A 15,070-nucleotide genomic window follows, 5' to 3' on the forward strand; every position below is an offset into this window, starting at 1 on the left:
AAAACAATAATAGAAATGAGAACTATCTGTCTTTATTTTGAAATACATCAAATCATTCATCTGAAACGTTACCGTTTCTTTGATATAGGTACCGATCATTATTACTACGATGATTATGCCAATGAAACCAGTATCAATGATGTAGCCGAACGCTCTTATATCCCGGCATTGAACACCTTGATTGAAATGGTGAAGAATTCCGGAGGTGCGTTTAAAGTGGCTTTCTCCATCTCGGGGGTTGCGCTGGAGCAGTTGGAAATATATGCACCGGCTGTCATCGACTTGTTGCACCAGCTGAATGATACCGGTTGCTGTGAGTTCCTTGCCGAGCCTTATTCCCATGGCCTTTCTTCTCTGGCCAACGAGGATTGCTTCAAGGAAGAGGTGATGCGTCAGAGCGCTAAGATGAAGCAAATGTTCGGTAAGGCGCCGAAGGTGTTCCGTAATTCCAGCCTGATTTATAATGATGAGATTGGTGCGATGGTGGCAGCTTTGGGATTCAAGGGTATGCTGACGGAAGGAGCCAAGCATGTTCTGGGTTGGAAGAGTCCGCACTATGTATACCATTGCTCTATGAATCCTAACTTGAAGTTACTGTTGCGTGATTTTAAGCTGTCTGACGACATCAGCCTGCGCTTCTCCAACTCCGAGTGGAACGAGTATCCTTTGTTTGCCGACAAGTACATCAACTGGATTGACGCTCTGCCGCAGGAAGAGCAGGTCATCAATGTCTTTATGGAACTCTCTGCTCTGGGTATGGCACAGCCGTTGTCTTCCAATATTCTGGAATTCCTGAAGGCTCTTCCATACTGTGCCAAGGAAAAGGGGATTACTTTCTCCACACCGACGGAAATCGTTACCAAACTGAAATCTGTTTCCCAGTTGGATGTTCCATACCCGATGTCTTGGGTGGACGAAGAAAGAGATACCAGCTGTTGGCTGGGTAATGTGATGCAGCGTGAAGCATTCAACAAGCTGTATAGTGTTGCCGAACGTGTCCATCTCTGTGATGACCGCCGTATCAAGCAAGACTGGGATTATCTGCAGGCAAGTAACAACTTCCGTTTCATGACTACCAAGCAAAGCGGTGTCGGTTTGAACCGTGGCATTTATGAATCTCCTTTTGATGCTTTTACCAATTATATGAATATTCTTGGTGACTTTATCAAACGTGTCGATTCTCTCTATCCGGTGGATATAGATAATGAAGAGCTGAATGCATTGCTGACCACTATCCAGAACCAAGGTGCCGAGATAGAGGAACTGCATAAGGAATTGGAGAAAGCACAGGCCAAGTTAGAGAAGATAAAGGCTGCAGAAAAGAAAGAGAGCAAGGCTACAGCTAAATCTGCCGCAGAAAAACCGGCAAAGACCAAGGCTCCTGCCAAAAAGCCTGCCGCAAAGAAAACAACTAAAAAGGCTGCTGAATAATATCGGCAGCTTGTCCCATCAATCAAAAAAGCCTTCCGCTCTACAATGAGCGGAAGGCTTTTTTATGGAATATCTGTCAGTTACTTGTTGAAACTGGTGTATGTAACTTCTATTTTCAGCGGAGATTCCACTTCGCCTTTTGCATTCTCTTTCGGGCCGCCTTTTAGTTTGGCATATCCCGGCTTGAGGTCGTTTTGGATACCGGTTATGGTTTTGTTGCCGCTGCTGCTTGTACTGCTGTCATAGGTAATGGAAACCGGAATCAGCAATACCTTATCCCAGTCTTCATTTTCTTTGTTCCAAGTTTTTTCCCACTCTGTCTCATTCCAAGAACTGCCGGCCTTTTCTTTGGCGGCTTTCTTGGCAGCTTGTTTTTCGTTGATGCAAGTGGTAACCAACCGGGCTATGTTGCTGAATACATATTGATTGGTAGCAAATGCATTGTGGGTGGTTGTAAATGAGGTAATATTATCCCTGACTTTGTTCTCTTCAAAGAAGCTCTTCAACTCCTGCTTACGTATCAACAGCACGTCATTAGGAGCACTCATGCTATATTCGTAGTCACTGTTTATATTGTAATTCGTGAAAGTCAGTTTCACGGCATTCAGGGTGTCATTGGTCAGTTTGTTGTATATTGAATCGTATGGCATGATAGCTTCGGTGAAGATACCGGCAGGAGATTTAATGTAAGTGTGCTGAGGTTCGGCAGCCTTTTCCTTTATCAAATCTGAATTCAGGAACTGGTTTGCCTGGATAACCTCTTTGGTAGAAGCAAATATAGTATTTGTTATATATCTCAAGGAGTCAGTTCCGTCTTTCTTTTTTAGTGCTACACCGGTTGTGTCGTTTGTGTAGTGTGTACAAAGCTCCATTTCCAAAGCTACGTAGTCCACGTAAAGGATAGTTCCATCTCCCAAATCGCTCTTTACGTATACTCCTTTAAAGACCTTGTCTATGAAGGTGTCTGAATTCTTGAAGTATTCAGGATGTTCCCGATATACCTTTAATATTCTGTCTTCACCAAAAGTCTTCCTATCCAGCGGGAATGTTACATTGGGATAGAAAGTGTAATAACCGTTATTGTCCTTTTCAAATCTCACAGAGTCTGGAACAGACGTGTCGAAAGCTGAATAGGCCTTACGCCCGAGTAGGGATTTAGGGTCGTATTTATTGTAGTATTCTTCTGGATTGATGTTGGTATAGCGATTTTTATCCAGCTTTTTGTCCAATTCATAAATACTCATCCGGCATGCGTTCAAGGAGTCACCGAACCAACTGGAATAATAGACAGCCAGTTGTACTGAGACTACCGAGTCACCTGCCATTATACCAGTAGCTTTTGTCGGATTTCCTTCGCTGTCCCATTCGGTTTCTTTATACACTTCCGGAAGGGAGAAGTTCTCTGTACAGTTCAGCTCCGTAAGGAAACTTGTTTCGTAATAACCGAATTCCGGGTCGGAAAACTTGCCTATATAGCCGGTACTCGTTTTGGCAAATACGGAATCAACGGCAAATGAACGTGTTGTTACATTAAAAGTAGTAGTATGCGCTGACATGCCGTCAGAATCGGGCAACATACCCAGACCTAATGTACCGGTGTTGTCATCGCATCCAAAGAAAGTCAGGACTGCCAAAAGCAATGTTCCCAGGTATCTTACTTTCATAGTTTTAACTGTCTAAATCGATTTTATTTTTGTTCTGTTTCCCATACCTTGTCGTAGAAGTCATTGCAGGCTTCAGCAAAGTTCTCGGGAGATTGATATTCCAATACCGGTTTTCCGGATTCGCGGGCATAGTTCAGTACTTCCTCATTGACGTGTTCGCTTTGCTGGATAATGCCGTCGGAGAAGTCAGCAGCCAGTTTGCAAAGTGCTGTGTAGTCAATGGGTTCCTTCAATCCTGCAATATCTTTCTTGGCGATGCCTTTCAACAATAGCTTGTTAGAGAAGTCTGCGTGGAAAGGTTGTTTGAAGTCATCTTCATAAAGGGAAAATATGACTTTGGCATCTCTGAAGGAAGGTTCGTCTTTATAGGCTTTCTTGATGTACAGAGGCGCTAAAGCGGTCATCCAGCCGTGGCAGTGGATGATGTCGGGACACCAACGCAGTTTCTTCACCGTTTCCAGTACGCCACGGGCATAGAAGATGGCACGGGCATCATTGTCTTCATACTCTTCACCATTTTCGTCTGTTACCTGCAAGCGGTTCTGGAAGTAGTCATCGTTGTCGATGAAGTATACTTGCATACGTGCAGACTGGATAGAGGCAACCTTGATGATGAGCGGGTGATCGGTATCGTCAATGATGAGGTTCATGCCGGAGAGTCGTATCACCTCATGCAGCTGGTTTCTGCGTTCGTTGATATTTCCCCATTTGGGCATAAACGTTCTGATTTCTCTGCCTTTTTCTTGAATAGCCTGAGGTAGGTTTCTGCCTACGAGGGACATTTCGGATTCTGAAACGTAAGGGGTAATTTCTTGGGTTATAAATAAAACCTTGTTCGCCTTTGTCATAATAACAATGTTCTCAATTATTCTGCAAAGATATAAAAAAAATCGGGCAATAAAGCAAACGGAGCCCGTCTATAATTCCTTATGAATTGTTAACTGCTTGTTATTCAGCGAAACAGCTGCTTCTGGAATTGCCGGAAAGTGTACTGAGTTTTGCATTAATTTGCGATATTTCTTCTTTATATGCTAAATAATGGTTTATTTTGCACCGCTTTTGCGAACAACCAAGTTATTATATAACCAATTAAAATGGAAATAGTACATACTATCAAGGACTTGCAGGCCGGACTTTCGGCTTTGAGAGCCCAAGGAAAGAAGGTAGGTCTGGTACCTACGATGGGTGCCTTGCATGCCGGTCATGCCTCATTGGTGAAACGTTGTGTGGCAGAAAATGACGCTGCCGTAGTAAGCGTTTTTGTAAATCCGACCCAGTTTAATGACAAGAATGATTTAGTGAAATATCCCCGTACACCGGAGGCTGATTGCCGTTTGCTGGAGGAGTGTGGAGCGGCATTTGTCTTTGCTCCTTCGGTGGAGGAGATGTATCCGGAACCGGATACCCGCCGTTTCAGCTATGCGCCGCTGGACACAGTGATGGAAGGGGCATTCCGTCCGGGACATTTTAATGGTGTTTGCCAGATTGTGAGCAAACTGTTTGATGCTGTGCAGCCGGATCGTGCCTACTTCGGCGAGAAAGATTTCCAGCAGCTGGCAATTATTCGCGAGATGGTCCGCCAGATGAAGTATCCTTTGGAAATTGTAGGCTGTCCCATTGTCCGTGAGGAAGACGGGTTGGCTCTGAGCAGCCGCAATGCCCGTTTATCTGCCGAAGAACGCAAAAATGCACTGAGAATTTCGCAGACTTTATTTGAAAGTCGTACCTTTGGAGCCTCACATACGGTAGCTGAGACACAGAAGTTTGTGGAAGACACCATCGCAGCCGCCCCCGGATTGCGTTTGGAATACTTTGAGCTGGTGGATGGCAATACCTTACAGAAGATTACCGATTGGGAGGAAACTTCTTATGCTGTGGGTTGCATCACAGTATTCTGTGGGGAAGTCCGTCTGATTGACAATATCAAGTACAAAGAGCCTGCTGCCTTGTAATTTATAATTAGTAATTCGTAATTTATAAAGATATGATGATTGAAGTGTTGAAGTCGAAAATCCATTGTGCCCGCGTCACGGAAGCGAACCTGAACTATATGGGAAGCATTACGATTGATGAAGATTTGATGGATGCCGCCAACATGATTGCCGGCGAGAAGGTGTATATAGCCGACAATAATAACGGTGAACGTTTTGAAACCTACATTATTAAGGGCGAGCGTGGCTCTGGCAAAATTTGCCTGAACGGTGCGGCAGCCCGTAAGGTGCAACCTGATGACATCGTTATTATCATGTCCTACGCGCTGATGGACTTTGAAGAAGCCAAGTCGTTCAAGCCGACGGTGATTTTCCCCGACCCGGCAACGAACAAGGTGGTGAAGTAGTCTCTTTATTGAAATATGGAAATAAAGCCCCGCTTGCAATTTATCTGTAAACGGGGCTTTGTTTTTACTTCTGATTCTTCTCCGCAGGGTTCGTATGAGAATGAGGAGCCGATTTAATCTTGTCGAGTAAATACAGAATCTCAGTTTGGACATCAAAATTATATCTTTGGTAATCTTGATAGGTGGGTATCAAGTCTGGATAAAGTGTGTGGGCACACCGGTCTTTGCCCGGAAAGCATATTTGTATGGAGTTGGAGATAGAGCCTTGCATACCGGTATAGGGTAGCCGGAATAAGGTTTGTTCCATGTAGGTATTGGGGGCTTGTCCGCTGGGTATTCCTACAAGGGTAGCACCCATTTTCCACAGATAGAAAGTGTAGTGGAAAGCTGCACTGAAGGTACGTTCGTTGGTAATGACGTAAATGTGTTCCGGAGTATAGAGCGCCTTTCCTTGTTGCTTTCTCAGTTCTTCCGGCACACTGGACATGCAGTTCTCGATGAAGTCGGTCCGTCGCTGTTCTATGTTTGTGGTGTCTGCTTCGTCCGTACTAAAAGTGTAGTCACCGTAGGCATAGTCTGTTCCGTATGCTTGGTTGAAATCCTGTAAGTTTGTCTGTAGTTTTTGCATGTAGAGGGGAGAGATGATACGATAGAATTCTATATCCATATCCGTTTGCAGGAAGTGGTCGCCGAACAGTTGGTAAAGTGTGGGTAGGACAATTGGAGTCCAGCCGCCGCTATTGTTGCGCAAATCTATGATGAGGGTGGAGGAGGCTTCCTTCTTCATCTCTTTCAGCATATGGGCGAAAACTTCGGAAAGGGACGGGAGTTGCCGAATGGCTTGCAGGGTATCGGCGGGCATATCTTGTTTCAGGATATCCCGATAATAGAATCCTATTTGCCGGTATAAATCTTTCAGCCCTTGTTTTTGCATATACTCAAAATTATCCCGTGCCATGATACTGTTGATATTGATGAGCATTATTTGCTTGTCGTTGTCTATGAACTGATAGGCCAGTTGTTTGTCTGTATAAGCTTTCCAACTGTTATTGTGTTGCATGGGTGTGTTTTGCACTTCCTGCCTTGACAATAAGGGAAGGGTTAATCCTCTTGATTTGCCGTCGGGAGTAAGAAGTGAGAGGTGAAGGTTGTCTTTCATTTCAGGGAAAAGCTGTCTCAAGAAATGTTCCGTAGGCATGGACCTGCATAGATTGGCATAACGGTCATATAGGTTTTCACTGGCTTGGATAGCGGCAGTGCGGGCCAGTACCTCTTCTAAAGAATCTCCGTTGATGGTTGTGATACGGCTACCTAACAAGTCTTTGTACGTTTCAGGGATTCCTTGAAGTATAATGCCGTCGGGGATGGTGCGTACTTCCAGTGCCAGGTAACGCTGATTTGCTTGTTGATTGGCTGTGGGAGGTAAAAGGTAGGTATGTCCGTCTTGCAGATTGGATAGGAAAATGCTTACCTTGTCAAAAAAGGTCTGTTTCGTACCGGGAGTCCGGCGTAACTCGTTCTCCAGATGGAAAGCTTGTTCGTAGAAGAATACTTTTCCTCCGAAGCCGCTGTAAGGGTCGGGATGGGTTGCTGCCAGTTCTTTTACCAGATACCGAAAGTCTGAGGCAAGGGAATCCCCGTTTAGGGGCTCTTGGGCGCTTGCCAATAGGTAAGCCAAACAGAGAAGGAGGGATAGATAAATACGTTTCATATTCTTGAAATATTTAAATTGTATGCTAGAAGGGGCAAGTAGAGGGAGAGGTTGTAGTAGAATAAAAAAGGTGGAGTTCGTATGTCTCCACCTTTCATGACAGATTCTTATTTTTTTAGCTGCTCGTTCATCGCTGCTGCTGCCTTTCGTCCGTCTCCCATGGCAAGGATTACGGTGGCACCTCCGCGGACAATGTCGCCTCCGGCAAAGATGGTCGGGATGGACGACTGCATGTTATCATTGACGGCAATCGTTCCCTTCCGGCCTAATTCCAATCCCTTGATGGAGCTTGGGACAATCGGGTTGGGAGATACACCTACGCTGACGATGGCAAGGTCGATGTCGATGGTTTCTGTGGCTCCGGGGATGGGTACGGGACTGCGGCGTCCGCTGGCATCCGGTTCACCCAATTCCATTTTCTGAAGCACCACTTGTTTTACTTTTCCTTGTTCGTCGGCAATGTATTCGATTGGGTTGTGGAGGGTCAGGAATTCTACACCTTCTTCCTTGGCATGTTTCACCTCCTCGATACGTGCCGGCATTTCTTCTTCCGAACGACGGTAGATAATCATGGCACGCTCTGCACCGAGACGGCGTGCGGTACGTACGGAGTCCATAGCTGTATTTCCACCACCTATCACGGCTACGCATTTGCCGAAAGGAACCGGAGTATCGGAGTCTTCACTGGCGGCATCCATCAGATTGACACGGGTCAGGTATTCATTGGACGAGAGGATATTGATGGAGTTCTCGCCGGGGATATTCATAAAGTTGGGCAGTCCTGCTCCGGAAGCTACGAATATGCCCTTGAATCCTTCCTCTTCCAGTTGTTCCACGCTGAGCGTCTTACCGATAATGCAGTCCTTGACGAATTCCACTCCCATTTTGGCAAGGTTGTCAATCTCCACATCCACCACTTTGTTGGGCAGGCGGAACTCCGGAATGCCGTATTTCAATACACCGCCAATCTCATGCAGTGCTTCGAAAACGGTAACGTCATAGCCATACTTTGCCATATCTCCGGCAAACGACAGACCGGCGGGACCCGAACCGATGACGGCAACTTTGATGCCGTTCTTTTCCTTGATTTCCGGTACGGAGATTTGCCCGCTCTCCCGTTCGTAATCGGCGGCAAAGCGTTCCAGATAACCGATAGCTACCGGCTTCTCGTTCATCTTCAGGTGTATACATTTGGATTCACACTGCTTTTCCTGCGGACAGACGCGACCGCAGACGGCAGGCAGTGCACTGGTTTCTTTCAGTGTCTTGGCCGCTTCGAGGAATTCTCCGCGCTCAATGTTCTTGATGAAGCGGGGGATGTCGATACCTACGGGACAGCCTTCCGTGCAGCCCGGATTAGCACAGTCCAGGCAACGCTTGGCTTCGGTCAGTGCCTGCTCTTCCGTCAAGCCTTGATTGACTTCCTCCTTGCGGCTGTGCGAACGATATTCCGCATCGAGTTCGTTCATCTCTACACGTGGAATGGCGGTACGCTCTTTGGCTTTCATGGACTTGCGTAGTTCTTGGCGCCAGGCGGCATTGCGGCTTTTCTCGTCCGCTTCCTGCACGTTCTCATGGGTGGCTTGGCAGGTCTGAGGTTCTTCCAGTTTGTGCATCTCTTCGCGTTCGATGCTCTTGAAGGCACCCATGCGTTTCAGCATTTCGTCGAAGTCCACTTGGTGCCCATCAAACTCAGGACCATCCACGCATACGAATTTGGTCTTTCCTCCGATGGTGATTCGGCAAGCTCCACACATGCCGGTACCATCTACCATAATCGTATTCAGGGATACATCCGTGGGGATTTCGTATTTCTTTGTCAGCAAACAAACAAATTTCATCATGATGGCGGGGCCGATACAGAAACATTTGTCTACCTTCTCGCGCTTGATGACTTCCTCCACGCCTTCCGTCACCAGTCCTTTGCGTCCGTAAGAGCCGTCATCGGTCATGATGATGACTTCGTCGGAGCTTTCGCGCATCTCCTTTTCAAGGATAATGAGTTCCTTGGTGCGTCCAGCCAGCACGGTGATGACGCGGTTACCGGCAGCTTTTAGCGCTTGCACGATAGGGAGCATGGGAGCTACGCCTACACCACCTCCCGCACAGACCACAGTACCGAAGTTGTCAATGTGCGTGGCTTGTCCCAACGGGCCGACAACATCCGTAATGTAATCGCCTTCGTTCAGTTCGCAAAGACGGGTAGAGGAGAGCCCGACTTCCTGAACCACCAGTGTGATGGTTCCCTTTACCGGGTCGGCTTCCGCAATGGTAAGCGGCATACGTTCGCCTTTTTCGCCCACACGTACAATGACAAAGTGCCCTGCCTTACGTGATTTGGCAATCAATGGTGCTTCAATGACTAACTTAAAGACCTTTTCAGAAAAGTGTTCTTTGCTAATGATTTTATTCATTATCTAATAATTTTGTTGGTGTAATTACGCAATTACTGTCAGATTGATAGATTTTGCAAAGATAGGGGTTATTTGGTAATATCAAAAGAAGAATAGGGTAAAACTGCATGTTGTCACTGGATAACATTCCTTTGTCACTATAATTTGTTCACTTTCTACAGCCTGCCTACTTTTGAAATAAAAAATGAGGAAGAGTATGTATCGAAATGTTTTTTTAGGGGCAATTTTATTGAGTATGCCTTTGGTGGTTTGGTCGCAGCAGGATACGATTGCCGACCAGCGTTTGGAAGAAATTATGGTAACTGCTAAACTCCCGTTGGTAGAAATATCTGCCGGTAAAACAAGTTACCGGATGGATGCGTCAGTCACTCAAAGTACGGGAAGTCTTTATGATGTTCTTGCTTCCCTGCCGGGAGTCGTGATAGATTCCAATGGTAATATCTTGCTGAACGGACAAAGCGGTGCGACGATTCTGATGGATGGCAAGCCTACTTATCTTTCGGGAGATGAATTGATGAGTCTGTTGAAATCTACTCCTGCAACTAATGCTGATAAGATAGACTTGATAACCCAGCCTTCCGCACGCCACGATGCGGCGGGAAGCTCCGGGTTGATTGATATCCGTACAAGAAAAATCAGACTGCGCGGTGTGAATCTGGCCTTGAACGGCAATGGCAGTCTTGGACGGACGGGTAGCGGTTATGGAGGTGCCTCCATGAATATCCGGGAGAATAAGTTCAATCTTTATTTGAACTATTCGTATTATCAGGGGAAGGATGTCATAGACTTGTTTATCGACCGTACGTTCGAACGGGATGGAGGAAGGATGATGCAGGACTCTTACCGGAAGCGTAGGAATTATTCGCACTATTTTCGTACCGGATGTGATTATTATCTCAATGAGCGGACAGTTTGGGGAGTCTCATTGGGTGGAAACTTTTCCCGGCAAAGGGAAAATGCAGGCATGTTTACGGAAATCCGAGAAACCGGAGTTGCGGGAAATACTTACAGCCATGCGGAGCAAAACCGGAATAATGTTTCTGCCGGAACCAGTATGGTGCACAAGCTGAAAAGAGAAGGGGGAGAACTCAGCGCTTCTTTTGATTATTTCCATTACTACCGTGTTGGAAACCAGTTGATGGATAGTTTTAAGCCCGATACATTGAAAGGGGATATGAAGGGAAATACCGACTTATATGTCGGACAGATAGATGCGGTTTATCCATTGAGTGAGGTTTGGAAGTTACAGGCCGGAGTCAAAACCTCATTTGTTACGATAGACAATACGGCAGGTTATATGCGTCCGTCGGTTTCCGGCTGGCTGCCGGATGGGGCACTTGGTTCCCGATTCGTATATGATGAGAATATCAATGCCTCTTATCTACAAGTCGGCTATGAGAAAGACCGCTTGAAAATCTCAGCGGGTCTAAGGTTGGAACATACCCATGTACACGGGGATTTTGGAGGAAATACACAACAGAAAGACTCTTCGTTTACAACGAATTACTTCCAATTGTTTCCTACTATTGCTTTGCAATACGGTTTGACTTCGGAACATCTGTTTCAGCTTTCGTATGGCAGGCGTATTACCCGCCCCAATTATGGTGATTTGAATCCTTTTACCTATATATTTGATGACTATACCCATGAAGGGGGAAATACGAAGCTGCATCCTTCTTTCTCTGATAATATAGAGTTGGGGTATGTGTATCGTGACTGGTTTCAGACAGTGCTCTTTTTCTCGCATACAGATGATGCTATCATGAAGAGCTATCGCGAACAGGAGGGGCGGCGTATCTATGTAATGCCCCAGAATCTGTCTTCCTATGTACAGACGGGTATGCGTGTACATGCCGCCAACCTCTCACCTGTTTCTTTTTGGAAGGTGAATCTGACCGCTATCGGTATTTATAATAATTATGGTTGGACGGAGCAAGGGCAGAAAATGAAAAACCGTATGTTTACCCCGATATTCGGCTGCATGAACCAGTTTGCTTTCACTTCCGTATGGTCGGCCGAACTTTCGGCAAATTATAATGGACGAATGGCCTACGGACAAGCCACAGTACATCCGGCGCTGGAAGTGAATGTCGGCATCCAAAAGAAGATGTTCCGTAACAGATGCACCGTTACCTTGTTTGCCAAGGATGTATTCAACACCAATTATCAAAAAGTAGATATTCAATCTCCCGGTGTGCAGGCGTTTGTTGACGAACGGCACAACAAACGTGTGCTGGGTATTGCTTTCGCCTGGCGTTTTCAAAAAGGCAGCGAGACAAAAGAAAGCAGAAGGAAAAAAGAAATAGATGAAACAAAAAGAGTAAATTTGTAACTGTTATGGGCAGACTGTGGAACAAGTGGCTGGTGCCGGCATTATTTGCCGTGATTCTTTTTCTGTGTATTCGTGTGGCGAATGATATTCCGAAACATGAATACTATTGGGAAAGTAATGAGTGGAATTTCATGCTGAAGGATATGCTTGTGGTACTCTTCATGTCTTATCCTATCTTTTTTCTATTGAAGTATTGGCTTCGTTTGTGCCGGAAGCGGAAGTTGGTATGGTGGCAGGAATACGGGGTAGTTGTCCTGACGGTTCCCGTCTGGTGTCTTCTGACGATGTGGGTCATCCGCTTTTTGATGGGGGTAAGTCTTGATTTATACGATGTGCCTGTTCCGGCCATAGTCAGTATGTTGCTTGGCGGCTTCTTTTATATATTCTTGCGTAATCAGATGATACAGAAGGAAAATGAAGCTCAACGCCTGCAGTTGGAGAAGATAAAAAATGACCAGCTCCAGACAGAACTGAAATTCCTTAAAGCGCAATATCATCCACACTTTCTTTTTAATGTACTCAATACGGTTTATTTTCAGATAGATGAGAATAATGAGGCTCCGCGGCATACTCTTGAGCAATTGTCCGATTTGCTTCGTTACCAATTATACAATGATGGGGAGAAAGTGCAAGTCCGTGTGGAAGTGGAATATCTGAAACAATACATCAGCCTATGTAAACTTCGTGCTACGAAGCGGCTGCAGTTGCAGGTGCATTTCGATGAAATGGAGGCGCAGGTTGAGATTTATCCATTGTTGTTTGTACCGTTGGTGGAGAATGCTTTCAAATATGTGGGAGGGAACTATTTTATAGCTATGGATATGTGTCTGAAAGAAGGCAAGTTGTGTTTTAGTATTGAAAATTCTATACCGGAACCATTAGTGCACCAGAAAGGAAAACATGGAATCGGCATAGAAAATCTGAGGCGCAGGCTGGAGCTGCTATATCCGGAGCGTCATACGCTGGACATAAATAGAGGAGATACTTTGTTTAGAGTAAAACTTGTGATAGAATTATAGGATGAAACAGGTAAAATGTGTAATAACCGATGACGAGCCTACTGCATGTGAAGGATTGCAACGCTATGTGGAAAAGGTGGATTTCCTTTCTTTAATGGGTGTATGTGAAGATACTATGCAGTTGAACACTCTTTTGCAGACTGAGCAGCCGGACTTGTTGTTTCTGGATATTGAAATGCCTTATCTTTCGGGGCTTGAACTCTTGGCATCTCTTGCCCATCCGCCTCATGTGATTATCACTTCCGCTTATGAGCAGTATGCATTGAAAGGTTATGAACTTGATGTTACGGACTATCTGTTGAAACCGATTTCGTTTGACCGGTTCCTGAAAGCGGTGAATAAAGTACATGGTCTTTTGCAGCAGGAGAAATGGCCGGATGAAGCTAATAATTTTATATTTGTCCGTTCAGACCGTCAGATGCATAAGGTGTTGTTTAAGGATATTCTGGTGGTGGAGGGGCTGGAAAATTACGTCTGTATTTATACGGAAAGCACAAAGCTGCTTGTACGTTCTACCATGAAGCGTATGATAGAGGCTCTTCCTGGTGGAGTATTTCAGCAAGTCCATAAATCATATCTGATAAATTTGGAAAAGATTGAGATGATAGATGGCAATCGGATTATAGTTGGGAGGCATACTGTTCCGGTGGCACGTAATTTCCGCGAGGAGGTGTTTGCACGTATTTTGAAGAATACTTTGTAGTTGCGCAGGAGAAGCTTGTCATGATAAAACTCCGGGCACGAATTACATGGATTTCACGTTTTTTGCTAACCGCAACTGTGAAATTCATGTAATTCGTGCCCGAAAGAAAGTGTCAAAGGCGTATTGCTGCACGTGACTATTATGGCCTTAGTCTATTATTTCAAATCCCGTATACGGAACCAATGCCTTTGGTATGCGGATTCCTTCTGGAGTCTGGTTGTTTTCCAGCAAGGCGGCAACAATGCGTGGCAGAGCGAGTGCGGAACCGTTCAGCGTATGGCAAAGCTCTGTTTTCTTTTCTGCCGTACGGTAGCGGCATTTCAGACGGTTGGCTTGATAAGTGTCAAAATTAGAGACGGAACTTACTTCCAGCCAGCGTTTCTGTGCTTCGGAATACACCTCAAAGTCAAAACAGAGGGCAGCCGTGAAGCTCATATCGCCACCGCAAAGGCGCAGGATGCGGTAGGGGAGTTCCAGCTTTTGAAGCAAACCTTCCACGTGGTCCAACATCTCCTGGTGGGATTGTTTGCTGTGTTCCGGTTTGTCGATGCGTACCAGTTCCACTTTGGAGAATTCGTGCAGGCGGTTCAAGCCACGTACGTCTTTCCCGTATGAACCGGCTTCACGGCGGAAACATTGTGTGTATGCACAGTTCTTGATGGGCAACTGCTTTTCGTCCAGAATCACATCACGGTAGATGTTGGTTACGGGGACTTCGGCGGTAGGAATCAAGTAGAGGTCGTCCACTTCGCAATGATACATTTGCCCTTCCTTGTCAGGCAGCTGTCCCGTGCCGTAGCCGGAAGCGGCGTTCACCACTGTGGGCGGCATTATTTCCGTATAGCCGGATTTGCGTGCTTCGTCCAGGAAGAAGTTGATGAGTGCGCGTTGCAGTTGTGCGCCTTTGCCTTTGTATACGGGGAAGCCGGCACCGGTAATCTTGACACCCAGGTCAAAGTCTATCAAGTCATATTTCTTGGCCAGTTCCCAGTGGGGCAGGGCGTCTTTGGGCAGCTCGGTTTCCATACCACCTATTTTCTCTACTACATTGTCGTCGGCACCTACGCCTTCAGGCACGCTGTCGTAGGGAACGTTGGGGATGGTATAAAGCAAAGTCTGCAAATCGTTGGCAGCCTGGTCCATATTGGCTTGCAAGTCCTTGTTGACTTCTTTCAGCTCGGCCACGCGGCTTTTGGCGGCTTCTGCTTCTTCTTTCTTGCCCTCCTTCATCAGTTGTCCGATGGATTTGGAGAGTGAGTTGGCTTCTGCCAGGTTTTTATCTAGGATGGTTTGATTGGCTTTTCTTTTGTCATTGAAGTCCAGCACTTGTGCAATGGTTTCTTTTGCATTCTTGAAGTGCTTCTTTTCCAGTCCGCGGAGAACCGCGTCGGTGTTTTCTGTAATTTGTTTGATGGTAAGCATATCTTATACTTGTTTTTATGTTATTCGGTTTTGTGA

Annotated in this window: 11 protein-coding genes; 6 read left to right on the plus strand and 5 right to left on the minus strand. The window is 45.9% G+C overall.

Features of this window, described 5'->3' with window-relative positions:
- Positions 1–15: 15 nt before the first annotated feature.
- A complete protein-coding gene (locus tag NQ510_RS08720) occupies positions 16–1,431 on the plus strand; it encodes a glycoside hydrolase family 57 protein (RefSeq protein WP_005823576.1) in 1,416 nt (471 codons plus the stop codon).
- A gap of 80 nt (positions 1,432–1,511) precedes the next feature.
- Here NQ510_RS08720 and NQ510_RS08725 read toward each other — a convergent pair whose 3' ends face one another.
- Both NQ510_RS08725 and NQ510_RS08730 read right to left on the minus strand, forming a co-directional pair.
- A complete protein-coding gene (locus NQ510_RS08725; protein ID WP_005823574.1) occupies positions 1,512–3,095 on the minus strand; it encodes a DUF4270 domain-containing protein in 1,584 nt (527 codons plus the stop codon).
- 23 nt (positions 3,096–3,118) lie between these two features.
- Entirely contained in the window at positions 3,119–3,943 is an 825-nt protein-coding gene (locus tag NQ510_RS08730) for a glycogen/starch synthase (protein ID WP_005823572.1), read from the minus strand.
- Positions 3,944–4,189: 246 nt separating this feature from the next.
- Here NQ510_RS08730 and panC point away from each other — a divergent pair, with 246 nt between their 5' ends.
- Positions 4,190–5,047, plus strand: coding sequence for a pantoate--beta-alanine ligase (gene panC / locus NQ510_RS08735; protein WP_005823570.1), 858 nt, complete (start codon positions 4,190–4,192; stop codon positions 5,045–5,047).
- 32 nt (positions 5,048–5,079) lie between these two features.
- Positions 5,080–5,433, plus strand: coding sequence for an aspartate 1-decarboxylase (gene panD, locus NQ510_RS08740; RefSeq protein ID WP_005823568.1), 354 nt, complete (start codon positions 5,080–5,082; stop codon positions 5,431–5,433).
- A gap of 64 nt (positions 5,434–5,497) precedes the next feature.
- Here panD and NQ510_RS08745 read toward each other — a convergent pair whose 3' ends face one another.
- The gene (locus NQ510_RS08745; RefSeq protein WP_005823566.1) at positions 5,498–7,144 is read right to left on the minus strand and encodes a S41 family peptidase; all 1,647 of its coding nucleotides are present in this window, start codon (positions 7,142–7,144) and stop codon (positions 5,498–5,500) included.
- A gap of 107 nt (positions 7,145–7,251) precedes the next feature.
- Positions 7,252–9,558, minus strand: a complete 2,307-nt coding sequence (locus NQ510_RS08750; RefSeq protein ID WP_005823564.1) for a bifunctional dihydroorotate dehydrogenase B NAD binding subunit/NADPH-dependent glutamate synthase — start codon at positions 9,556–9,558, stop codon at positions 7,252–7,254.
- Positions 9,559–9,754: 196 nt separating this feature from the next.
- On the opposite strand from NQ510_RS08750, the gene NQ510_RS08755 reads away from it, so the two are divergent.
- Genes NQ510_RS08755 through NQ510_RS08765 form a run of 3 tightly spaced genes read left to right on the plus strand, consistent with a single transcriptional unit; the run spans position 9,755 to position 13,612 of the window.
- Positions 9,755–11,890: a TonB-dependent receptor domain-containing protein gene (locus NQ510_RS08755; protein WP_074668495.1), complete on the plus strand. Its 2,136-nt coding sequence runs from the start codon at positions 9,755–9,757 to the stop codon at positions 11,888–11,890.
- 5 nt (positions 11,891–11,895) lie between these two features.
- Positions 11,896–12,909, plus strand: a complete 1,014-nt coding sequence (locus NQ510_RS08760; protein ID WP_005828900.1) for a sensor histidine kinase — start codon at positions 11,896–11,898, stop codon at positions 12,907–12,909.
- Position 12,910: 1 nt separating this feature from the next.
- Entirely contained in the window at positions 12,911–13,612 is a 702-nt protein-coding gene (locus NQ510_RS08765) for a LytR/AlgR family response regulator transcription factor (RefSeq protein WP_005828898.1), read from the plus strand.
- Between the two features lie 147 nt (positions 13,613–13,759).
- On the opposite strand, the gene serS is transcribed toward NQ510_RS08765, so the two are convergent.
- A complete protein-coding gene (gene serS, locus NQ510_RS08770) occupies positions 13,760–15,034 on the minus strand; it encodes a serine--tRNA ligase (RefSeq protein WP_005828896.1) in 1,275 nt (424 codons plus the stop codon).
- Positions 15,035–15,070 lie beyond the last annotated feature (36 nt).

The organism is Bacteroides uniformis, from assembly GCF_025147485.1.
Taxonomy (GTDB): Bacteria; Bacteroidota; Bacteroidia; order Bacteroidales; family Bacteroidaceae; genus Bacteroides; species Bacteroides uniformis.